Source organism: Ktedonobacter robiniae (genome assembly GCF_016587375.1).
Lineage (GTDB): Bacteria > Chloroflexota > Ktedonobacteria > Ktedonobacterales > Ktedonobacteraceae > Ktedonobacter > Ktedonobacter robiniae.
Genome location: NZ_BNJG01000003.1, coordinates 835681 through 857128, shown reverse-complemented (window position 1 = coordinate 857128; position 21448 = coordinate 835681). Strand labels below are relative to the sequence as shown.

General features: G+C 54.8%; 16 protein-coding genes and 1 pseudogene. 8 read left to right on the top strand and 9 right to left on the bottom strand.

Annotated elements, in window-relative coordinates; genetic code table 11:
- Positions 1-76: 76 nt before the first annotated feature.
- On the bottom strand, positions 77-3214 hold the full coding sequence (locus tag JMJ04_RS36400; protein ID WP_201375262.1) for a transglycosylase domain-containing protein: 3138 nt from the start codon (positions 3212-3214) through the stop codon (positions 77-79).
- A gap of 897 nt (positions 3215-4111) precedes the next feature.
- Between JMJ04_RS36400 and JMJ04_RS49185 the strand changes: the two genes are divergently transcribed.
- Both JMJ04_RS49185 and JMJ04_RS36390 read left to right on the top strand, forming a co-directional pair.
- Positions 4112-4504 (top strand): zinc ribbon domain-containing protein, encoded by a 393-nt coding sequence (locus tag JMJ04_RS49185; RefSeq protein ID WP_420799565.1) that lies wholly within the window; start codon positions 4112-4114, stop codon positions 4502-4504.
- 189 nt (positions 4505-4693) lie between these two features.
- A complete protein-coding gene (locus JMJ04_RS36390; RefSeq protein ID WP_201375260.1) occupies positions 4694-6208 on the top strand; it encodes an APC family permease in 1515 nt (504 codons plus the stop codon).
- Positions 6209-6270: 62 nt separating this feature from the next.
- Here the strand turns inward: JMJ04_RS36390 and JMJ04_RS36385 are convergent, their stop codons facing one another.
- The 7 genes and pseudogenes from JMJ04_RS36385 to JMJ04_RS36355 form a co-directional block, all read right to left on the bottom strand.
- Positions 6271-6537, bottom strand: coding sequence for a DUF6510 family protein (locus JMJ04_RS36385; RefSeq protein WP_236038846.1), 267 nt, complete (start codon positions 6535-6537; stop codon positions 6271-6273).
- Positions 6534-7292, bottom strand: a complete 759-nt coding sequence (locus tag JMJ04_RS36380) for a ferredoxin reductase (RefSeq protein ID WP_201375259.1) — start codon at positions 7290-7292, stop codon at positions 6534-6536. The genes JMJ04_RS36385 and JMJ04_RS36380 overlap by 4 nt, the downstream gene beginning before the upstream one ends.
- Positions 7262-7872: pseudogene (locus JMJ04_RS36375) on the bottom strand (sulfite oxidase-like oxidoreductase). The gene JMJ04_RS36380 and the pseudogene JMJ04_RS36375 overlap by 31 nt, the downstream one beginning before the upstream one ends.
- Before the next feature lie 243 nt (positions 7873-8115).
- Entirely contained in the window at positions 8116-9510 is a 1395-nt protein-coding gene (locus JMJ04_RS36370) for a mercuric reductase (RefSeq protein ID WP_201375258.1), read from the bottom strand.
- 411 nt (positions 9511-9921) lie between these two features.
- Positions 9922-10314, bottom strand: coding sequence for a response regulator (locus tag JMJ04_RS36365; RefSeq protein WP_201375257.1), 393 nt, complete (start codon positions 10312-10314; stop codon positions 9922-9924).
- Positions 10315-10327: 13 nt separating this feature from the next.
- Positions 10328-11860, bottom strand: coding sequence for an ATP-binding protein (locus JMJ04_RS36360; RefSeq protein ID WP_236038843.1), 1533 nt, complete (start codon positions 11858-11860; stop codon positions 10328-10330).
- A 326-nt stretch (positions 11861-12186) separates the two neighbouring features.
- Positions 12187-15006, bottom strand: a complete 2820-nt coding sequence (locus JMJ04_RS36355) for a winged helix-turn-helix domain-containing protein (protein ID WP_201375255.1) — start codon at positions 15004-15006, stop codon at positions 12187-12189.
- 543 nt (positions 15007-15549) lie between these two features.
- Here JMJ04_RS36355 and JMJ04_RS36350 point away from each other — a divergent pair.
- The 3 genes from JMJ04_RS36350 to JMJ04_RS36340 all read left to right on the top strand — a co-directional run bounded on the left by JMJ04_RS36350 (position 15550) and on the right by JMJ04_RS36340 (position 17717).
- Positions 15550-16395, top strand: a complete 846-nt coding sequence (locus tag JMJ04_RS36350) for an MIP/aquaporin family protein (protein ID WP_201375254.1) — start codon at positions 15550-15552, stop codon at positions 16393-16395.
- Between the two features lie 116 nt (positions 16396-16511).
- The gene (locus JMJ04_RS36345) at positions 16512-17417 is read left to right on the top strand and encodes a 2-deoxy-5-keto-D-gluconate 6-phosphate aldolase domain-containing protein (protein ID WP_236038840.1); all 906 of its coding nucleotides are present in this window, start codon (positions 16512-16514) and stop codon (positions 17415-17417) included.
- Positions 17418-17522: 105 nt separating this feature from the next.
- Positions 17523-17717 (top strand): hypothetical protein, encoded by a 195-nt coding sequence (locus tag JMJ04_RS36340; protein WP_201375253.1) that lies wholly within the window; start codon positions 17523-17525, stop codon positions 17715-17717.
- 69 nt (positions 17718-17786) lie between these two features.
- Here JMJ04_RS36340 and JMJ04_RS36335 read toward each other — a convergent pair whose 3' ends face one another.
- A complete protein-coding gene (locus JMJ04_RS36335) occupies positions 17787-18839 on the bottom strand; it encodes a WD40/YVTN/BNR-like repeat-containing protein (RefSeq protein WP_476630031.1) in 1053 nt (350 codons plus the stop codon).
- A 311-nt stretch (positions 18840-19150) separates the two neighbouring features.
- Between JMJ04_RS36335 and JMJ04_RS36330 the strand changes: the two genes are divergently transcribed.
- From JMJ04_RS36330 to JMJ04_RS36320, 3 genes are all read left to right on the top strand, one after another.
- On the top strand, positions 19151-19291 hold the full coding sequence (locus tag JMJ04_RS36330) for a hypothetical protein (protein ID WP_201375251.1): 141 nt from the start codon (positions 19151-19153) through the stop codon (positions 19289-19291).
- 194 nt (positions 19292-19485) lie between these two features.
- On the top strand, positions 19486-20250 hold the full coding sequence (locus tag JMJ04_RS36325) for a Type 1 glutamine amidotransferase-like domain-containing protein (RefSeq protein WP_201375250.1): 765 nt from the start codon (positions 19486-19488) through the stop codon (positions 20248-20250).
- A gap of 192 nt (positions 20251-20442) precedes the next feature.
- Complete coding sequence (locus JMJ04_RS36320; RefSeq protein WP_201375249.1) at positions 20443-21396, top strand: aldo/keto reductase; 954 nt, start codon at positions 20443-20445, stop codon at positions 21394-21396.
- The last annotated feature ends 52 nt before the right edge of the window (positions 21397-21448 follow it).

The window sequence follows — 21448 nt, the reverse complement described above, 5'->3', positions numbered from 1 at the left end:
ATACCGGGCTGCCCGCGGGCAGCCCGGTATCTGTCATACACTATTGTTTTACAGTCGCAAAGACGGGCCAGAAAACCTACGGAGTCGGAGTAGGGAACGGAGGCACCAAAGTCGGGAAAGGCGAAGGTGTCTTCTGCGGTTTCGGCGTTGATGTGACCGTCGGCGTTATTGCCGGGGTTGGCGTTGGGGTCGGGGTGTTATTACCGCCACCCGGTTTGTTTCCACCATTGCCATTCGTGTTGGTGGGCGCAGTGGGGATAATGTCTCGCCCGCGCAGTGTCGGGGCCTGACCATTGATAACCCAGTCACAGATACCCGCCCCCGCCAGCCCATCCTGCGCCGAAAGGTTGCAGGTATAGGTCACGCCACCGGGCTTAGAGAATGTGGTCGGGCCGGTCATGCCATCCGTTGCCGGATCGAGGCGAGAGGTGTGGCAAGCAATGTGTACGTTCATTGCATCGTTAATGTCGGCGCAGGGGCGCCCGGAGACAAACTCCATCACAGCATGCCAGATGGGAGCCGCCCCGGTAATACCAACCACTCCATTTGCCATGTCATGACCATCGGCATTCCCTGCCCAGACCCCAACCGTGGCTCTAGGGGTATAACCAATCGTCCAGTTATCCTTGAAGGAATCGGTGGTACCAGTTTTGGCGCCTACCTGGTAGGTATCACAGCTAATGTATGTCTTGAGAGATGCCTGGCAGCTTGGATCCCAGTCATAGAACGAAAGATCATGGTCGCCAGGAAACTCTGGCTGGCGTGATGGCTCATCGCTCAGGACCGACGTGAGAAGGTAGTTGACCTGGCTGGAAAAGACACGCGTGCCTTTCGTCTTCGCCGGGTCATAATGGAAGAGATGGTTGCCATAGTTATCCCAGACATCGAGAATATTCTGGTACGGAACATGCACACCATCGTTGGCGAAGGTCTGGTAGGCGCTGGTCATCTCCAGGGGCGAGACATCCACCGTACCCAGGACTGGCGTCAGGTGAAAACAATTCATGGCATCCGTGCATTTTTGCTTCTGCATAGCTTGATCAAGGCTGGTGATTCCCATCAGGCGCGCGTTATTAAAGACATTATCGGTGCCAGCAAAGGTCATCGCCTTTACCGCTGGAATGTTGTATGAGTTTGCCAGCGCCGCCCGAATAGTTGAGCGTGGCCCAGATACCCCATTCGGCTTCCCACCGTAGTCATTGGGCGAATATGGGAATTCTACGTTATCTTGATCCAAGGCGCCTGCAGCAGCGCCATTTGGAAAGTAGGTACGAACGTCAGGTAGGACAATCCCTGGATTCCACCCCATCTGGAAGGCCGTGGCATAGACGATTGGTTTAAAGGTCGAGCCAGGACCACGCCCACTCGTGGTCACATTAACGCTACCAGCTACACGCTTGTTCTTTGGGTCCTTGTAATAGTCAACGCTACCACTCATCCCCAGGACCTCGCCTGTCTTGGAGTTCATGACTACGACCGCGGCATCATTCACTTGCAGGTCTCGATTGAGTACAGCCGTTGTTCCAGCATAGCTGCCGAACTTCTGATAGGTTGGCTGCGTAATAAAGTATTTCGAGGCATCCTGAACATACTGCTGAATATTCATATCCAGGGTGGTGCGAATGTTGAAGCCGCCCGAGAGGAAGGCCTGCAGCCCCATTTGATCGTCACCATTGCCGAGTATATGCACCATCTGAAGTGTGACCCAATCGGTGAAGTGAGGAGCCTTTTTAATCGCGCTATATGGCGCGAATTTCCAGGTAGCAGTTAATTTCTCGGCCTGCTGGATCATCTCGTCGTCTATGGGTTTACCATCGACGCGCTTGCCGTCTGCCTTCATCTTTTGCAGGACATAGTCCTGGCGGCCGAGCGCGTTCTGGCGTGTGGTCTCGCTGATTGATGGGTCAAAAATGGTGGGATTATTAGGAATCCCAGCCAACAACGAAGCACGAGCCAATTCCACAATTGGATTGGGCTTGCCAGTCTTGGGATCAAGAGCTAGCTTTGTAATGCCGGGCTTACAGTTAAAGTTTTTATCGCAATCGGGCTGCAAGCCAAATAAATCGCGAACCGCAGCCTCAACACCGAGATCCTGAATCCCATAGGGGACACTATTAAAGTAGATCTCCAGAATCTTCCACTTGGGATATTGTTGTGTCATACCCAGAGCCAGGGTTGCCTCGACGAGTTTGCGCGTGTAGGTACTCTGACTCTGCTTCGACAGATTTTTAATCACCTGCTGCGTAATGGTACTACCACCGCCATTACCGGAGGTGGCGGCACGCAGAATACCCTGTGGATCGATACCCGCGTTGTTCCAGAAGGTGCGATCCTCGGCAGAAACCTGGGCGTCCTGCAAAACCTGGGGAATATCTTTAAACGAGATGGGTGTTGAGCGGCCAGCACTTCCTTCTTCTTGATTGTAGAACTCCCCAATTAATGTCGTGTTGCGGTCGTAGATGCGTGTTGTTTGCGCGCTCGTCTTGTTCGCAATGCTAGCGACCTTGCCCGCTTGTTGTTGATAATAGCTCACAGCAAAGAAGCCCGTGATAGATGTGACCACAAATCCCACTATCAATACCGCCAGAGCTACGCGATTGAAGATCCTGCGGAAGCGCGATTGTGGACGTCCACGCCCACGGCGCTTGTTAGTGATCAAAGGTGCGATAAAGGGCGAGTTCAAAGCGCGTTTCCAGGGAGTAGTTTGCTCCAGGGTTGGTTGCTGAGCGAGGGGATTGCCGCCTTGAGGATATGACCCCTGATAGTTTCCCATAGGTGGCGGCGCAGTCTGCGTAGTCTGTGTATAATTACTGCGCCCCAAAGTGGCCATTTTCCCAGAGACCTGGCGCATAACTTGCATCGCATTTGGCATCCAGCCCTGTTGTTGAGGGGGTAAAGGCCTCATGGGGGGCCGTGCAGTTTGTGGAGAGAACTGCTGGGGCCTCTGTGGTTGTGGTGGCATCTGTGGCTGGAACTGTTGGGGTTGGGAAGGCGGAAACTGCGAAGAAGCAGGCCGACGCGGATTGGCTGCAGGCGGAAACTGTGGAGGTTGACTAGGGCCGGCAGGTCGTTGTGAAAATGGGCGTGAAGCGGGTAGTTGCTGCTCGACATTTTTCTGCTGATAGTTGCTGAGTAATCCTCCCGTTTTTTTTGCCGGTTTGCCGTTCTGCGTCTTGTTCGCTGGCGCGCCTGGCTGATTCCAGTTATTACTCATATGCCTCCTTATACGTTTTCATGGTCAGCAGCAGGTTGCTCCTTTATTACACATATGAAAGGGCCTGACTGATTCAGGGTTAGGAAATGGGTACTCAGCGACGAGTGTCACTTTTCCCTCTTCACATGCGTATGATGCGACTGACCTCTCTGTTTTTTGACTCCTTTATGCAAAAAACATCGGCAACGATAAGATTGCCGGAAAATTCACGTTCGCTGTCTGCATTTGCTATGTATCCTGCATAGGTTAACATACACACTCATCTATCTGCTAATTGCTTACATAAATGGGCTAGGGAGACCAGGCTAATGGTTTAGTCTTTGTGGATGATGTGCGGCAAGTGAAAGTGAGAATGTGCAAAGATCTCGGGACTATTTTAACACCCGGCGCGGGAAGTCCCGTTTCCATTCATAGGACAGGATGAAAGCGCCGTTCCTTTCGGGCTGGGTGGGGGCCGACTCCACCCAGGTTGTTCTCACGTCCCCTGACACGCTTCTCTGGATCCCTTGATCGTTCTGAGGTACAACTGAAGAGTGGATAGATCCGGTTCTCCCCACTTGTACACCCTGCTCTTTTCTGTTATCATGCTATGCATGCAAACGGTGAAAATCTACCAACTGAATCGCCTGTCACACAAACAATTCCAATGCCTCAAAGCTGCTCAGGTGGAAGCCGCACAGGTATGGGATTGCTGTATGGAAATGCATAAATTGGAAGAGGCTGCAACGTGCGAAGAACAAGCAGTGCCGAAGAGCAGAGCGGCGCATTCGAGACCTGCGGCACAAAGCCACCCGCAAGGTGATCGACTTCTGTGTGCAGCACCAGGTTGGAACCCTCTTCATTGGCAATCCTCATGGGGTGCGTGACAAGAAGAGTGGCAGACACCACAACCAGCGCATGGCCTTGTGGGAATATGGCAAAGACAGAGACTATCTCACGCACAAAGCCAAAGCCGCCCACATCATGAGCTTCACTGGCTCGGAACGAGGAACCTCGAGCCAGTGTCCTGCATGTGGGCACACACACAAGCCCAAAGGAAGAAATTGGGCGTGTCGCGCCTGCCAGTTCTCGGGGCATCGGGACCTGGTGGGTTCGATCAATATGCATCGGCTTGCCTATGGTACCCAAGTGAGGTTTCCTCGTTCCTTCACGTATCTCCGTCCTGGCCCGTCCAGGTCAAGGAGTAGTCGGGCAGACACGCCCCAACGTTGTCTAAGCAAGACTCAGGCTCAACCACGTCTCGCGGAGACGGTCTCTCCGAAGACAGGCCATCCCTTTGAACTGGCTTAGAAGCCCGTCCCGTTCTACGGGACGTGGAGTGTCACCTAATCAAAGCGGCCTCTATGCTATAATAAGAGCATCAAAATAGATGTGCTTCAATCCTCTTCGCGCACTTCGATTCCCAACGAGTTTGCTGTAAATGATGGCTTTAAGGATGAGCCGCGTATCATTATTTCGCGAAAGGTAGGGAAACTTGCTATGGCGACATCTGCAATGGGAAATGAAGGCAATCAGCTCCGCTCGGAGCGTATTGCCGGGGGAATTTTACCGCGTGTACTCAATTCATTTGACATGGTGGCGATCTTCGTAGCGATTGTGCTTTTTGCCAGCAACGGCGCGGTAGTCGCAGGCGGCGCGGGACCCTCCGCGTATGTGTACTGGATTCTGGGCTTTATAACTTTTCTTATTCCGGGGGCGATAGTCACAGGTCAGATGGGCTTGATGTTTCCGGGCGAAGGCTCAATCTATGTCTGGACGCACAAGGCGTTTGGCTCTTTTATGGGTTTCTTCGCGGGCTTCTGTGCCTGGTGGCCAGGTATTCTGGTAATGATCGCCACCAGTGATACCGTGGTCTCGCTCTTGCAGCAGATCAACGCCTCCTGGCTGACTGAGCCCTGGCAGCAAGGGGTCGTCATTCTGGCTGTGCTCGCCTTTTCACTTGTACTCTCTGTTCTGCGCTTCCGGGTGACGCAGAATCTGGTCAATGTGATCTTTGTGGCCTATGGCGGCGCGATCCTGCTTGTGGGACTGGCTGGCTTGCTGGCCCTCTTTGGTGGCCATTCCGCCCATGTTGACTATGCAGCGCATAACTGGTTACCTGTTCCCGCGACCTATACTTTCTATGGCACTGTTATTCTGGCTCTATTGGGTATTGAGGTTCCGCTCAATATGGGAGTCGAGATCACCAATACGCGCTCGATTACCCGGTATCTCCTCTGGGGTTCGGCGGTCGTCATGGCAGGCTATCTACTAACGACCTTTGGTGTGATGCAGGCGGTGACCCCGGTAAGCGCGCAGGGGAGCCCTTCAGCAATTGCCCAGGCGGTGACCTCCGGCTTTGGTGGTGCGGGTAGTGTGCTGGGTCTACTGGTCAATATCATTTTTATTGGCTTCTTCCTCTTTAACACAACTGTCTACAACTACTCATTCGGGCGCCTGCTCTTTGTCTCAGGCCTGGATCGTCGTATGCCGGCTATCATCAGCAAGGTCAATGCCAACAAAGTTCCCTGGATGGCTGTGCTGGTGCAGACTATTATCGCCGCCGTCTTTACGGTCATCGCCTTTATTCTGGCTCCATATGCCTTAAATGCTGGCCTCAAGCCTGCCGACCTTTCAACCATCATCTATGATATTCTGCAAGCGGCAGTAACCGTTATCTGGTGTGTCTCGATGGTCATTCTGTTTGTGGATGTGATTGTGATTCGCTACAAATACCAGGATGCCTTCACACGGGTAAAGCTGGCCCCCACCTGGGTCTTCTACCTGTGCGCCGTCTTTGGCCTGATCGCCAGTGCCGTGGGTGTGTATGTCACATTCACAGGCCCCTGGACATCACTGGTTACCAGCGCGCAATGGGTGCTCTGGATTGGAGGCATTGGTTTGCTCTCCCTGATCGTGGGTGTGTTGCTCTACTTCGTAGGCCAGTTCACCGCTGGCCGCCAGCAGGCCGATGACCAGGAGATCATCGCCGAAGTTACCGGCTCGGCAGAGTAGCCGCATCCAGTAGCCGCGTACGCCAGTAGCAGACCCGCTACTGGCGTACGCGGGAAGATGGACTAGACCTCTGTACTGATCTGAAGAACGCGTACGCCCTGCATATCCAGCCAGTATTGCCCCCTTCTCTGCGCAATGCGGATGAGCACGGTATCACAGGAAGGGCAGCGTATGACCGTCCCCATCCCATGCATGTAGACAGCCAATGCACCGATGGCACCGGTTGCACCGCAACCTGTACAGGTTGCCTGGGCCTGCGTCATTTCAAAAGGGAAGATCTCTTGCAGAATGCCCCCAGCAGCATTGCCATCAAGCTTGTTCTCCATCATGTTTCTCCTGTGGGTCCGAATCGTTCGGTTTTGATTCGTCCAGGTTCATATCCCAATGTGACGAGACTCGTTGCGGCTGTTTCGACGAATGGAGTAGGGCCACAGATGAACATCAATGCCCCTTGATCAACCGGCCATGCCACCTCGCGCAGCATCTCGGTATCGATCCGACGATGATACCCTGTCCATCCAGGCGGTTGCACGCGGGTCAGCGTTTGCGCCACTTCAATCTTCGTGTTGCTCTTGACCAGGCGAGCGAGTTCTTCACGGTAGATCACCTCCATGTACGATCGCGACGAATACAGCAAACGGATCGGAATCGTACTCCCCACGGCGGCATGATAGCGAATCATTGCCATCAACGGCACGATACCCGATCCCCCAGCTACTAGCAAGAGAGGACCACCCATCTGTGCCTCCCAGACGAAGTATCCCCCAATTGGACCGCGCAGTTCCAGTTGGTCACCGACATGGAGTTCACCTGTGAGGTAGGGCGACACTTCCCCATCATCGAACCGTTCGACGGTGAGCGTCACACGTTGTTCCTGCTGAGGAGCAGACGCGATCGAATAGCTGCGCTCTGCCCGGTAGCCGTCTTCAGCCGTGAGTCGTACATCCACATGCTGTCCTGGTCGATGCCCCTTCCAGTGAGGAACGGCGAGTGTAATACTCTTCGCCCGCGCTGTTTCTTCCTGCGTCGCAACCACCTCGCCAAGCTGCCAGCTTAGTCGCCCCGGTATCGTTCTTCTTTCCATGGATCACCGTGATTATGGTAGCCAAGCGACTCCCAGAAGCCCGGTTCATCCCGATCGACCAATCGCAGACCTCGGACCCACTTGGCGCTCTTCCAGAAGTAGAGGTGGGGAACCAGCAGGCGTGCTGGTCCACCGTGTTCGGGGTGAGTGGCTGCCCATCATACGCATACACCACCCACGCCTTCCCATCCAACACGTCTTCCAATGGAAGGTTGGTAGTATAGCCGCCATCGCTAAAGGCAATCACGTAGTTAGCGTCGTACTCAACCTGCTCGAGCAGTGTATCGACGGAGACGCCTTCCCAGTGTGTGTCCCGTTTCGACCACTTGGTCACGCAGTGGATGTCTTTGGTCACCATCTCATGTGGCAAGGCGCGAAATGCATCCCAGGTCCACCGTTTTGGTTGATCGACCTCCCCAAGCAGGGAGAAATCCCAGGTTGCGAGAGGCGTGTGTGGTGTCGGTCCCGCCGAAAGGACGGGAAAGCCACGCTCCAGATATTGTCCTGGCGGGATTCGCCCACTCTCATCGCCAGGCTTTCGGCGACCTCGGAACCCTCGCGAGACGAAACCTTCGCTCATTTTCTCACTCCTGATCTCTTTCTCATGTTGTTCCTTTCGAATCTATTATACACCGATGTCCAGGCTGATCGGCATACGCCGGATAGGATGAACCTACCCCCGTTGTTGCTCAGACAGCATGACGTCATCAATCTTCCGCATTGCCTGGTTTCCGGCTGTATTGCAAAGATCCATGAAGGGAGACGATGAACGTGGAGCCTCTAGCAGCCAGTCCAAACAAATTGGCGACGAATGAGAGCTACCCTAAGAATCAAGCGTCATAAACAGCGCATTGAGCCCTTCAGCCAGGAGTGGATGGGTGAACGTGCCTTCTTTTAAGGCTGTGTAGGGCAACTTCCCCATCATTGCCACCTGAATGATCGTCATTATCTCGCCCCCTTCTATGCTCAGGATGGCGCAGCCCAGGATTTGCTGGGTCTCGGCATCGACGATAGCCTTCATAAAACCGCGCGTCTCGCCTGTTTCCAGAGCACGGGGTACGGCATTCATGGGCAATTTCGCCACACGGATGTTACGCCCCTGTTTTCTGGCCTCGTTTTCACTCAAGCCAACGCGCCCAAGCTGGGGGTCGATGAATATGGTATAGGGAACAAGGCGACCCTGCGTGCTGGCGTTACCATGCTCCAGCAGATTGGTGCGCAAAATGCGGAAGTCATCGTAAGAGATGTGAGTAAAAGCGGGCCCACCTTTCACATCCCCCATCGCGTAAATGCCAGGAACGCTCGTTTCCAACTGCTCATTGACCTGGATATACCCCTCCTTGTTTAATTGGATGCCAGCAGCTTCGGGGGTGAGATCTTCGGTGTTAGGGACGCGGCCGGATGCTGCCAGTAGATGTGAGCCGATGAGCTGCTGTTCTCCCTGAGGCGTGCGCACGGTCAATTGAATACGTCCTCCACTGAGTGGCTCCACCTGTTGGGGGATGGTTCCGGTCAGGACCGTGGTCCCTTCCTCGCGCAAAATCTTTGTTATTTCGTCACTCACGTCTTCATCCTCGCTCCTAAGTAAGCGTGGACCGCGCTGAATGATCGTGACCTGGCTGCCAAAGCGGCGAAACATCTGCCCGAACTCCAGCCCAATGTAGCCGCCACCGATGATGAGCAGGTGTTCGGGGAGCGTGTCTAGCTCCATGAGCGTGGTTGAATTGAGCACGGGTACGCTCTCGATGCCTTTGATTTCTAGTTGTTCAGGCCGGTCACCGGTATCGATAACAATCAGTGGCGCGGTGATCTCCCGCGTCTCGCCGCCATTGAAAGAGACCTCAAGCGTTTTTGGGGCGGTAAAGTGAGCCTGGCCCCTGAGCAGATCCAGCTCTTGTGCTGCTGTAAGACGGCTTTTGTAGCCGAGGCGTGCGCCTTCGACGATCCCTTGTTTGCGTGTGCGTACGGCCTGCAGATCGACCGAAATGGGGCCAATATGTATGCCGTAGTCAGCGCCACGCCTTGCCAGGTAGGCGAGGCGTGCGCTGGCGACCATCGTTTTGGTGGGGGTACAGCCCACATTGACACAGACACCGCCAATGTGGTCACGCTCGATCAGCGCCACTTTTCGGCCTGCCTTCGCCAAAGCGATGGGGAGGAATCTGCCGCCCTGGCTGGTCCCGATCACAATCGCATCATAGTTGGTGGCTTGCGGCATCTCAATGTTCTCCTTCTGCTTCTCCGTAAACGTAACAGGCGCTTCCCACGAGCGAAATACATTCCTCAATAGTGGTGTTCCATCTTCAAGATATACGTTGGCACAATAGAAGGACAAATATATCTCTCCGTCTATTTATGCAAAAGATTGCAGGGATGCCATTCACTGCTATCTGCATGTTTTTTAACTAAGTTCCCAAATTGAGAATGGCCTTGTCATGTTCCGTCAATCGATATTTGCAACAGAAGGGTTTCTCTTGCTCTCCTGGATGCTTCTCAAAATCGCTATGGGGCAGCCAGGCATCTATGCTAGTCTACCCCTCTTTTGTAATCTTCCCGATCATGGGAGTATGGCTTGAGCACCATGGTTGTTGGAGAGCACTTTTTCCACACCAGGGACACCCTTTGCTTCTCAGGTCAGCAGTTCCGCGACCAGGCGCAGCAGGATTTCCAGCTCAAAGGGTTTCTGCAACGTTCTGAGGTGCTTGTGGCTACTGACTTCCTGCGGCACATCCGCACTCATCAGCAGGATGGGGATATGATCATATTCCTCTCGGCTCCCCAGCCAATCTGCGAGCTCCAGGCCGTTCATCCCAGGGAGATGATAATCCAGCAGCAGTAACGCAGGAACATCTGTTTGCAGGGTGTTCAGTGCGATCTCTCCACTGAGGACATGGCATGCCTGATAGGCTTCCTCCTCCTGGAGAGCTTCCAGAAGGAGATCGCCCAGGAGAGGATCATCGTCGACGATCAGAATATGTTTGCTGTGAGCAGCTTCACGATCTACATATTGGCCCTTGCGCATCGCTGTTCCTCTTCTATCCTTCTGGTAACCTCTTTCCGCGAGGTGGCAAGGGGAACGTGACGTGAAAGGTTGAGCCTTTTCCTCTTTCGCTTTCGACCCGAATCGTTCCCCCATGATGCCTGACAATCTCCGCGACAATATATAAACCCATCCCCAGTCCTGGAAAGGCACGCTGCTGAGGGGTGACCGCCCGGTAGAAGCGTTCAAAGATTCTTCCTTGCAGCTCTCGTGGAATCCCAATCCCCTGATCGCGCACGCTGATCGTGACCGCTTCAAGCGAGGTAGTAAGCGCCACGTCGATCAATGGATCATCTGGAGCATATTTGATGGCATTGCTGAGCACGTTCAGGAAGACTCGTGCGAGTCGATCTCGATCTCCGACAATGACAGCGGGAGATGAGGCATGATGAATCGCAATGGTATGATTTGTGTGCATATCCTGAATCATGTTAACCACTTCCTCAAGCATCTCGCCCAGATCGACCGTGTCTTGCGCATATTCCAGCGTTCCAGCCTGGATGCGCGAAAGGTCGAGTAACTCATCGACCAGGCGGGTAAGGGCATTCAGCTGTGTTTCCATACGAGCACACACTACCTCCGTATTAGGAAGGTCTCGTTTCTCAAGTTTCTTACACAAAAGCTGTGTTTGCAGCTTCAAGGAGGCGAGGGGAGTCTTCAGTTCATGGCTGACCATGCCCAAAAAGGCATCTTTTCGCTGTTCCAGTTCTTTGCGTGCCGAATTATCTAGTACAAAGGCAATCCCCTGGAATGGGTGATGTTTTAAGACGACCCCGCACACAAGCACTGGAAGGCGACTACCATCTTTACACACGTACTCTTTCTCATATGTCATCGCCTGCCGGGCGGCAAGCTCCTGATGTGCCTGCTGGGCCTGAGCTAGATATTCTGGAGGCGTCATGTACAACCAGTTCATGCGTCCTTCACAGAGGTCTTCACGAGTATAGCCGGTCATGCGCAGAAAGGTATCATTTGCGTCCACAATCTGCTCCCCCTCGATGATATTGATCCCGATTATGCTGGAATTCATCAGGGCGCTCACGCGCTCCTGGCTCTGGCGTAAGGCTTCCTCCGTCTGTTTCTGTTCATCAATATCCGTGCAGGTATCCAACCACTGGACAATCTGCCCTGCGTCATTGCGGAGTGGCACACGCCGTGATAAGAACCAGCGATACGCGCGCATGCGTCCATCCCTGAGGCGATACTCAAATGTGTAGGGTTCACCCGCTGCAAATGCCTGGCGCTCAAATGCCAGGACACGCTCTTTATCCTCAGGGTGGAGATTTTGAAGCCAGATCTCTTTCTCCGGACAGGAGTCAGTGTGGGGCAGCATGGGCTGCCAGTCCTGAATGGGTAGGCAGCCATCGAAACACAGATGCTGGACCCCCGCCTGCCCTTCAGCATGTTGAGACAACAGGCGGCGATAGTCGCGCCAACGTTGATTTGTGTATGCAATAGAGCCATCAGGTCGGATGACCCAAACAAACTGGGGAAGGGCATCAATCAGCGCGTACCGCTCTTCTTCCATCTCTTTCCGCATTCTTTTTTCGATTCGTAATGACATCTCTATGTTCCCCTTTCACATACCACATCCATTATCAAGAACGCTCCTGCTTTATCTAGAAAAAGGAACATCCCTCGCGTTTCACCAGTGTTTCTTCTGGCGGACGACCTCTGACTCTCGAAGTATATTGGAAGAACAGAGAGGAAGTCATGGGACGAAAGATCTATTGGAAGGCGAGAAGTGACAAATGTAACCCGGCACCAAAGTTCTAGTGCGCAGCTCGACTTCTCTAGTCAGTTGAATATATTCGGGTTTGACATGCCTGATATATCTGCCTCCGACGAGCGCGCTCAGTCAAGATGATCTGAAGAAAGGAGGCCAAGAGCCCGCGCACGGGCTACCGCCTGGGTGCGATTGGTGGCTTCAAGTTTGCTGAGGATATTACTAATATGATGCTTAACGGTGCTGATTGCGACCACCAATGCTTCCGCGATGTCCTGGTTCGAGGCACCACGCGCGAGCAAGCGAAGCACTTCCTGTTCACGCGCGCTTAACGGGTCCAGCAACTGTTGGGGTGGTCTTGAGGATGGCTCGCTTTCCAGATGGGTTGGCTGGGCCACTGGCTGCTGTTTGAACGCACGCAAAAGGGTCTCCAGATACGGGAGATCTTCCTTCTGGTGCTCCTGTTCTCTGAGCTGGGAGAGCAATCCAGCTATGGCGGCCCCTCCATCCACAAAGTGACGGATGTACCCTTCTGACGCGCCCAGATGCACGGCCTGTGCCAGGAGAGATAGGGCTTCTCGCTGCCGCTGAAGCATGTGATACGCCTGTATCTGCAAGAGCCACATTTCTAACACATGGTTCCACCGCTGCGTGACCGTTGCCCGTTCTACCAGGGGGATGAGCAGGTTTAACGCCTGGTCCGCTTGGGATTCGGCAAGCAGTAAGTGAGCAAAGGCAACATCCTGTCGTTCCCGTGCTAGTGGAGAGTCCAGCGGATCTCTCAGTTTCACCTCTCTCGCCCAGCGTCGTGCCTGCTCCAGATCGCCACCTGCCAGCCAGAAACGCATCTGATCGACGCTGCTCCAGATCGCTGCACGATAGGGGGACGGTGAATTTCGCCAGGCATATTCCATCTGCCGAGAGGCTTTTCTGGCCTCCTCCAATCGCCTTTGTGAGAGGGTAATCCGCAACAACAGGGTATAGGCGAGGGGTAAAAATGCCAGAAGTTCGGTCTGTTCACCGAGCTCGATTGCCTGTTCCGCGAGATGTTGGGCTTCCTCTAATCGGTTCCACTCGTGCAAGATCCTGGCTTGATAGGTATAGGGCCAGCACACTTGCGTTGGCAGAGGTCCCTCAAGAGTTTGGAGTGCATGAATCGCTTGCTGGCTCAATTGCCATGCCTGGTGCAATTTGCCCGCCATCGTGCTTTCCCAGACGGCCTCGCGCCAGTAGATACTCTCGAGTGTTTGATCGCCCTTCGCTTTGATCCGGCTCCATTCAGCCTGCAGTTGCAGGGCACCGCGCTCGACATATCCCTGAGAAACGTTCGCCCGAGCCTGGGCAAACGCCATCTGGACTCGTGCGGCCCATTGCTGCTCCTCAAGATGGGTCAGTGCCTCCTGACAAAAAGCTCGCGTTGCTCCCGCATCCCCATGATAGAAACCCGCAATCGTGGCTTGCAAGGCGGCGATTTCCCCCAGAAGATGGAGTGGAGCCTCTGGTCCGTGTGCATCTCGCGTCATGGGTGTCTGTTCTTCCCAGAGATGGGCTCGTGTCCAGGCGCGTCTGGCATCGCGCACCCAGCTTTCGGTGACGTCTGGCGCAGCGATCCAGAACAAGCTCTGGGCAGAGGCCAGGCATAAACGAGGCCGCTCACGCAGAACCTCGCGGGGAAGTTGCTCCATCCAGGAAGGGAGCAACGCGTACTCGAGCCGACTCCAGAGGTCCTGACGGGGAATCTGCTCCATCAACAACGCGGCCCAGGACCACTCGTGCGCCTGCAGCGCGTGCTGGATCGCTTCGCCGTGCATCTGCTGCGCTGCATACCACTGACTGGCCCGCAGATGCAGGCCAGGCACCTCCGAGGGAGAGGTCCGCTCCAACTGCGCACGCAGGACCGAGGACCAGAGAGGGTGATAGGCATACCACTGGCGCTGCTCATCAAGGGGACTGAGAAAGAGATTGGCCCTTTCTATTTCCTCCAGGAAAAGCTGGCTGTCCTGCTGCTCAAGGACCGCATTGCACAGGGAGTTGTGCAGACGGGATAAGATAGATGTGCGCAGGAGGAAGGTCTGCACCTGCTCTGGCTGTCGTTTTAGCACCTCTTGCACTAGATACTCGAAAAGCGCACGCGGTTTTCCCTGGAGTGCTTGAAGCAGATCGTTGGGGTGCGCCTTTTCCTTCAAGGTAAGCGCTGCCAGTTGCATGCCCGCCCACCAGCCTTGCAGGCGTGCGTCCACTGCCTGGATGTCTTGCTCGGCAAGCCGAAGATCCATCACGCTCCAGAAAAAGGCGGTCATCTCCTCGCTCGTTGCCCGTAATTGCTCGGCGCGTAATTCCTGAATCTGGGCCTGCGCGCGCAGCCGGGCAAGGGAAAAGGGAGGGTCAGTCCGTGTCGCCAGGACCACACACAGCGTGGGCGGCAGGTGCTCAAGCAGTGAGGAAAGCAGGGCATGGATCGCGGGCTCTGTAATCTCCTCATAATTGTCCAGCACCAGCACCAGGGGTTCGCTTTGCCGGGCCAGGTTATTGATCAGAGTTGCGAGCACTGCTTGCCAGGACGGTTGTGGTATCTCGGACAAGGAGGCAACGGGGAGAGGAGAAAGTCCAGGCCGGCACTGTTCCAATGCGGTCAGAACGTACGCCCAAAACTGCAGGGGGGCGTTATCGCCTGCGTCAAGCGACACCCAGGCCACTGGCGGGTGGTCTGGAGGAAACGTGCGAACCCAGCTTGCCAGCAGCGTGGTTTTCCCAAAGCCTGCGGCGGCGGAGATGAGCATGAGGCGTCGGTGGAGGCCAGCATTGAGCAAGGCCAGGAGACGTGGGCGAGCAATGATCTCATGAGTAGATACGGGAGGAAGAAACTTGGTCGCAAGCAGAGAATGAGGGGATGAGCGTAGGTCCGGCTCTGGTGTGGTGTTGTGGGGGGTATGGTTATCGTGGCCCATACTCGTTCTTCCTTTCTGCTCCCTGTTGTTTGCCTTTTGGCGATGAGCAGATCAACTCTTTGGAACATGCATGCTGTGCCACTATCTATGAAAGAGTTCTCTGTCCCTCTCACTGTGCATGGCTCTCCTGTTTGATTGCATTCCTGTGCATTCGCTTCAATTGACTAGGGAAGTCGAGCTGCACGCTAGAACTTTCGTGCCGGATCCCGGCGGCCACTTCTCGCCTTCCAATAGCTCTTTCGACCCATGACTTCCTCTCCGCGCTTCCAGTATACTCCGGGAGTCAGAGGTCATCCGCTAGCAAGGAGCACTGCTCAGATGCGAGGGATGGCACCATTAGCAAAATCAAAAGACGTGTTTATGGCCAAGCGCCTGAAAAAATGTTGTGTACATTCCCGTATACTGTCCTGTGTGATAGTGTCTTTGCTCATCTAACATTGGCAGAATAGCACAATAATATCTGTTCTCGATGCTCGACCAGGAAAGATCGTGCACCGCGTCTGCTCGTGCGTAAGCGAGGCGGACGAAATAAGGGAGATATGCATGCAGAGGCATTCCTGGTGGCAACGGCTCCACTGGCCCGAATACGGCTCAGAATTGCTGGGAACCGCGTTTCTCGTCTTCATCGCGTTAAGCGCAGTCACCTTCAATTTGGGTACAGATTCACCACTGGCAGTCGTGCTTCCCAATAGCGGCGTGCGTCGGCTGATTACGGGACTGCTGCTCGCGGGAAGCGGACCGCTTGTGGCAATCTCACCTCTTGGCAAGCTGAGCGGTGCCCATCTCAACCCCGCTGTCTCGCTGGCATTCTGGCTGCAAGGCAAGATGCACCAGCACGATCTTGTCAGCTATCTGGCGAGCCAATTTCTCGGTGCGGTGCTCGGCGCGGGATTGGCCGTGCTGATCTGGAGGGAGCGTGCGGCAAGTGTCCACAATGGCGTCACCGCTCCAGGGGCGGGGTATCCCATCTGGAGCGTTTTTCTGATCGAGATGGGACTCACTTGCCTGCTGATTCTGGCGATTTTTCTCTTCGTCAGTAGCCATCGCCTGATGCATTGGACCCCTTTGATGACCTGGCTCCTGATGGCGTTCATCTACTGGCAGGTTGCGCCCATCTCTGGCTCCAGCCTGAATCCCGCTCGCAGCTTTGGCCCAGCGCTGGTCTCCTGGTTCTGGCGCGACCAATGGGTGTATATCCTTGCTTCTCCCATCGGGGCACTGCTTGCCGTCGGACTCTTTCGATCGCTGAGCCTGGTGGGCATACACGATGTGTTGACAGCCAAGCTGTTCCACGCCCCGCGCTATCGGTGTATCTTTAAAAATGTCAAAGCTCCGCAATTGAATACCGATCAGGATGGAAAATTGATCGCGCTGAGAGAGAGGAATTGACCACCAGACAAGAGAAACTTTTTCATCACAGGAAACGTTTCGGCACTCAGAGAGCTATCAACCGAACACATCTTTACCTTTATCTCTAGAAGACACAGGTGAGAAGAAGGGAGCACATGATGAGGATGACAGGATATACCAAAAAGCTTGCCATTTTACCATTTGATCATCGCGCTTCTTATATCAGTGGTTTGTTTGGCTGGAAGGAACCGCTCAATGTCGAGCAAGCGTTGAAGGTAGCTGAGAGTAAGCGAGTCATCTACGAGGGGTTTAAAAAGGCCCGTATCCCCAAAGAGGAGGCGGGTATCCTCGTTGATGAACAATATGGCGTTGGCATTCTCCGCGAGGCGGTGCAACAGGGTACCATCACGGCAGTCCCCGTGGAAAAAAGTGGGCAAGACGAGTTTGATTTTGTCTATGGCGACGACTTCGCGCACCATATTGAGGCCATGCAGCCAACATTCGCCAAGGCGTTGGTTCGCTATAATCCCGAGGGCGACCGCATGCTGAATCAGCGTCAAACTCAACGTCTGAAACGTCTCTCGGACTACTTGCACCAATCACAACATCTATTCCTGTTTGAACTCCTTGTCCCAGCTGAGTTCCACCAACTTGAACTCGTCGATCAGAATAAAGATGCCTATGACAGCCAGCTTCGGCCTCGCTTAATGGTACGGGCCATCGAAGAATTGCGGCAGGCTGGGGTGGAACCAGATGTCTGGAAAATTGAAGGGTTGAATCAACGCGCTGATTGCGAGAACATCGTCGAAGCCGCACACCGCAATGGTGGCCAGAATGTTGGTCTCATTGTGCTTGGGCGTGGAGCAAGCCAGGAGCGCGTTATTCACTGGCTCCAGACGGCTGCAAGCGTGCCAGGTTTTATTGGTTTTGCCGTTGGTCGTACCAGCTTCTGGAATGCCGTTGCTGACTTTGAGGCAAAACGCCTCTCTCTGGACGCCGCCGCGACGCAGATCGCGCAGCATTTTGAGGAGTGGAACCGGTGCTTTGAGGCGGGACGCTAGGCAGGTATGGCGGTCCACGGCGGTCTGAAACGCTCACCGAATGCGAGCTAGCGGTTGGTTGAGCGAAATCTTCATCAACTGTTCACTAAGCAAAAATGCTCACGCTTGGTATATGCCACATTCACAGGTTCCTGGATATCACTGGTCACCAGCACGCAGTGGTCGCTCTGGATTGGAGGCATTGGCCTGCTCTCCCTGATCGTGGGTGTGTTGCTCTACTTTGTAGGTCAGTTCAACGCTGGCCGCCAGGAAACCGATGACCAGGAGATCATCGCCGAAGTTACCGATTCAGCAAAGTAGCACGTCCAGTAGCCATGTACGCCAGTAGCGGGTCTGCTACTGGCGTACATGGCTACTACTGGCTGTTGTTTAGGTTGGGCCGAGGGCGAGGGCCTGGTGGTGTTGGGTGAGGTACTCCTCTTTCCAGGGAATGGGAAGTGCCTTCCAGTGTTGGCCTGCGTCGACTGAACGGTAGAGGCCACGGTTGCAGAGCGCGTAAAAGACGCCGGGTTCGGTCTCGTGACTTGCCAGGACGGGCACGACCGTTCCTTCTATATCGGGGAGTCCATCCGAGATGCGTCGCCAGGGCTGGCCTGCTTGCTTCAGGTAGATGGCGGACTGGGCCTCTTCGCGCTGGTGATGGGCGGCATAGGGTCCTGGCGAGGCGGAGACTACAATGGTATCTGGATTGGCGGGATCAACAGCCAGGCCCCAGAGGTAGTGCTGTTCCAGGCCCTCGTCGGGTCGCTGCCAGCGTTGCCCGCCATCATAGCTCTCGCTGTAGCCTCGTCCTGATGAGGAGAAACCATCACCCGCGGCCGAGTACAGGCGGTCGGGTGCCTGGGGATGCATCACCAGGGTATGGGTATCAATAGGGGCATCGGAGACGCGATCCTCCCAGGTCTCGCCACCATCCAGGCTGCGCACAAGCGCGCCCGCCTCGATGGCCGCGAAGAGGCGTCCCGGCACCCTGGGATCGGGCGTAATCCAGCGCACATGGCTGGTGTAGGGGCGAGGCGGGAAGCGCCAGGAGGGCGCGGAAGGCAGTTCGCGTAGGGCCTTTAGCTCGCGCCAGCGTTGCCCACCATCATCAGAGCGATAGATAGTGCTTGGCTCAGTGCCGGCGTACACCACGCCATAGCCCTGGTTCTGCTCGGTCGAGCTGACCGCGAGCGAAGTGATATGGGGCTGGGCGATACCATCGTCATTATATGGCTCCATAGCAGCTCCGGCATCACCAACAGGTTGCCAGGAGCGCCCCGCATCTTCACTTCGCCAGAGTCCTCGCCCAAAGGTGCCACAATACACGATCTCCGGCCTAAAAGGATCGACCGCCAGGCAGGTTGGCTGCAAGCCCTCAAGAAACGAGTGGGCTTGCCAGCCTTCACCAGCCTGCTCAACGACGACCAGCTCTCTCTGCATAGCGAGATACATCTTCATTGCGCGTCCCTTTCTGTGAAAAAGATCTTGCACAGCTCTCAGACTCTCTAAAAATATTCTACGCATATAGACCTGGTACCGTTACGGAGAAAACCGATTTTCTAGTTTCATATTAAGAATTTTATTTGCCAATTGCTCCTTCTCTAGGAAAATGGCCATTGTGTTCACGGCTGTTTTTGATACAGAATAAGACCAGCTAAATGGGCGTATGTGCAACCAATGTATTTTCACCTGTTTGATCTTGCTTACTCATTGGCAATTTCAGGATGCATTTGAAGGAATTTGTGTAGCCAGTGGAGCTGGAGGAAGGGTTGCAGGGGGAGATGATGGGGAAGCTCGTCGCGGAATATGGCCTTACCTCCTCTGGCAAGGTACTGTTCGAGCGTTACGGTGCTTGTGGTGATGTCGGCGATGTCGGTTGGGCTGAGAAGTAGAAGAGCCTTTGCCTCGTTTTGCGGTTGTGGTTCATCATATACTCTGCCCCCATATTGATTTATTTCAGTGTATGATAGAGACTATGCTTGAGGCAATAGGCATCATTAAAAAGCAATAGTGAGCGCCGCTTCATAGCGGCTAGCTTTGCTCACACGATTGAATGGCAAAATCATGTTTTCCTGGGGAGTGATATATGGAGCAGTTTACAGAGGCGGGGATATTGGCCCTGCTGGGATCAGGCGAGTACCTGGATGTGATGAATGAGGTGGATACCTACTTATTAGAGGCGCGGAGCGGAGCTGTGAAAGAGAGCCGGGTTGCGCTCTTGCCTACGGCCAGCGGCCTGGAGGCCAATGGTCCCAACTATTGGAACGGCCTGGGTAGCTCGCACTTTCGGCGCCTGGGCGTCAAAGAGGTGCGGGCGACGCGCATTCTTGATCATCAGAGCGCGAATGATCCTGAACAGGTTGCGCTGCTTGAGGGGAGCAATCTAACCTATTTCTCGGGTGGCGATCCGCAGCATGTAATTGAGTCGATGCGTGATTCAGAAGCCTGGAGGCGCATTGAGGCCGCGTATCGAGGAGGCATGTCACTGGCAGGCTGTAGCGCGGGCGCTATGGCCATGGGTGGCTTTACCCTGGCTATTCGCGATATTCGCGCTGGCCAGGAGCCGCGCTGGAGCAGGGCGCTTGGGCTTGTGCCGCATATTGTGGTCTTCCCACATTTTGATCGCATGCTCCACTGGATGGGCGAAGAGTTGCAGAAGAGGATTATCGCGAGTGCGCCCGAAGGGTGTGTACTTGTAGGTATCGATGAGAATACTGCCCTGGTGCGCACCTATGAGCCACGAGGTGATAGGCCTGCTACCTGGCGCATCATGGGTCAGCAGAGTGTGACGCTTTTCACCGCTGATGTGGACCCTCGCGTCTTCCAGGCGGGTGCGGAAATCGAATTGTAGGGCTCAAGTTTGCTTGGACTCTCTCTCCCCTATGTATCCGTTGTGCGGATGCACTACGTATAATGTCTGTAAACCGGTCGTGTGCCTACCTGTTGTTTATGTAGTAGTGTCCTTCTTATGCGAAAACCAACGTCACTACCGTGACTAGCGCTCCGCGCTCAGGTTTTCGAAAGGTAGTAAGGGGAAAACGATATGCAAACTCGCCGCTTTGGCAAAACCGATATGCAGATCACTCCGCTTGGTATTGGAGCGTGGGCCATGGGTGGAGGCGGTTGGGATGCCGGCTGGGGTTCTCAGGATGACCAGGAGTCTATCGCCACCATTAAGCGCGGCCTGGATCTGGGCATTAACTGGATCGATACCGCTGCTGTGTATGGTCTGGGTCATTCGGAAGAAGTCGTTGGAGAGGCCATCAAAGGTCGTGAGAGGCCCCTTATCTTCACCAAGTGTTCCCTGGTCTGGGATGGGAAGCGTCAGATAGATAATAGCCTGAAGGCAGATTCCATCAAGCGCGAGGCCGAGGCCAGCCTCAAACGCCTGGGCATTGATTATATCGACCTCTACCAGATTCACTGGCCAAATCCGGACCCCGATATCGAGGAGGGATGGAGCGCGCTGGCCGAGCTGAAACGCGAGGGCAAGGTACGCCATATCGGCGTCTCAAACTTCAATGTCGAGCAGATGCGGCGTGCCGAGCGTATTGCCCCTGTGGAGACATTGCAGCCGCCCTATTCATTGCTTAGTCCCGATGTAGAGAAGGAAATTCTCCCCTATTGTGAGAAGAACGATATTGGCGTGATTGTCTACTCGCCCATGGCCTCGGGCCTTCTAACTGGCCGCATGACAAAGGAGCGCATCGAGCAGATGCCTGACGATGACTGGCGCAAGAATGCCGACAACTTTAAGGAGCCTGCTCTCTCGCGCAACCTGGAGCTGGCGCACATGTTACAGGAGATTGGCCAGGCGCATAATGTCACCGCGGGCGTGGTCGCCGTGGCCTGGACGCTGCGCAACCCAGCGGTCACAGCCGCCATCGTCGGCTCGCGCCGCCCTGCCCAGATCGAGGACATGGTCGCCGCGGCAGAGTATCGCCTGAGCGATAGCGAACTGCACGATCTCGAAAAATTCATGCTAGCCCACCGCTAGCCAAAGCAAGGTATTCCACCAATAGTTGCGTATGCCAGGGCACGGCCCTAGT

Excerpts from the sequence above, each read along its gene's own strand:
- JMJ04_RS36335 (WP_476630031.1), bottom strand. The coding sequence starts at position 18,839 with ATGCAGAGAGAGCTGGTCGTCGTTGAGCAGGCTGGTGAAGGCTGGCAA.
- JMJ04_RS36385 (WP_236038846.1), bottom strand. The coding sequence starts at position 6,537 with ATGATGGAGAACAAGCTTGATGGCAATGCTGCTGGGGGCATTCTGCAA.
- JMJ04_RS36370 (WP_201375258.1), bottom strand. The coding sequence starts at position 9,510 with ATGCCGCAAGCCACCAACTATGATGCGATTGTGATCGGGACCAGCCAG.
- JMJ04_RS36355 (WP_201375255.1), bottom strand. The coding sequence starts at position 15,006 with ATGGGCCACGATAACCATACCCCCCACAACACCACACCAGAGCCGGAC.
- JMJ04_RS36325 (WP_201375250.1), top strand. The coding sequence starts at position 19,486 with ATGGAGCAGTTTACAGAGGCGGGGATATTGGCCCTGCTGGGATCAGGC.
- JMJ04_RS36350 (WP_201375254.1), top strand. The coding sequence starts at position 15,550 with ATGCAGAGGCATTCCTGGTGGCAACGGCTCCACTGGCCCGAATACGGC.
- JMJ04_RS36400 (WP_201375262.1), bottom strand. The coding sequence starts at position 3,214 with ATGAGTAATAACTGGAATCAGCCAGGCGCGCCAGCGAACAAGACGCAG.
- JMJ04_RS36390 (WP_201375260.1), top strand. The coding sequence starts at position 4,694 with ATGGCGACATCTGCAATGGGAAATGAAGGCAATCAGCTCCGCTCGGAG.
- JMJ04_RS36360 (WP_236038843.1), bottom strand. The coding sequence starts at position 11,860 with ATGGAAGAAGAGCGGTACGCGCTGATTGATGCCCTTCCCCAGTTTGTT.
- JMJ04_RS36345 (WP_236038840.1), top strand. The coding sequence starts at position 16,512 with ATGATGAGGATGACAGGATATACCAAAAAGCTTGCCATTTTACCATTT.
- JMJ04_RS36365 (WP_201375257.1), bottom strand. The coding sequence starts at position 10,314 with ATGCGCAAGGGCCAATATGTAGATCGTGAAGCTGCTCACAGCAAACAT.
- JMJ04_RS49185 (WP_420799565.1), top strand. The coding sequence starts at position 4,112 with ATGGCCTTGTGGGAATATGGCAAAGACAGAGACTATCTCACGCACAAA.
- JMJ04_RS36320 (WP_201375249.1), top strand. The coding sequence starts at position 20,443 with ATGCAAACTCGCCGCTTTGGCAAAACCGATATGCAGATCACTCCGCTT.
- JMJ04_RS36380 (WP_201375259.1), bottom strand. The coding sequence starts at position 7,292 with ATGGAAAGAAGAACGATACCGGGGCGACTAAGCTGGCAGCTTGGCGAG.